The following is an 830-nucleotide window of genomic DNA, read 5'->3' as shown; positions in this document are numbered from 1 at the left end:
TGATTGATAGCATATTGTGCAGTGTCACTATTAAAACCTTCAAAAATTAACATCTCATAAATTCTTTTTTTGACAAATGAATCTCATTATAACCTTGTGCTCTCTTTAAAGCTGCTGAGTATGGATTCCCGGCTGCTGGTTTTGGTTGCCATACACCATCGTATCCTACATAGTAACGACCACCATCTACCCATTTATTCGTTACCATTTTGCCTTTAGAATCAACATAGTAACGACCGCCATCTACCCATTCATTCTTGGCCATCTTACCATCTGATTTATAATAATAGTATCCTACCCATTTATTGCGAGGATAGCTGCCTTCTGATGGTAGATTAAGTTTTTGAATAGCATAGTTTGCTTCTTCTTTGGTAAATTTGTCAATACTAGGAGAAGTTAGCCAGTCATAAATTTGCGTTTTTGAGAGATTGCTATATTTTCGGTAATCTCTTGCTTTAGCTAAGGCATTCGCCTTATAGTCTGCTTGCAAATGATTGATAGCATATTGTGCAGTGTCACTATTAAAACCTTCAAAAATTAACATCTCATAAATTCTTTTTTTTGACAAATGAATCTCATTATAACCTTGTGCTCTCTTTAAAGCTGCTGAGTATGGATTCCCGGCTGCTGGTTTTGGTTGCCATACACCATCGTATCCTACATAGTAACGACCACCATCTACCCATTTATTCGTTACCATTTTGCCTTTAGAATCAACATAGTAACGACCGCCATCTACCCATTCATTCTTGGCCATCTTACCATCTGATTTATAATAATAGTATCCTACCCATTTATTGCGAGGATAGCTGCCTTCTGATGGTAGATTA

Annotated in this window: 1 pseudogene; it reads right to left on the bottom strand. The window is 36.7% G+C overall.

Annotated features, from left to right (window positions below):
- A pseudogene (locus tag HMPREF0849_RS09975) lies at positions 1 to 830 on the bottom strand (Ltp family lipoprotein); the annotation flags it as partial.

The organism is Streptococcus sp. C300 (assembly GCF_000187645.1).
Taxonomy (GTDB): Bacteria; Bacillota; Bacilli; order Lactobacillales; family Streptococcaceae; genus Streptococcus; species Streptococcus oralis_CQ.
This window is presented reverse-complemented; position numbering and strand designations above follow the sequence as displayed.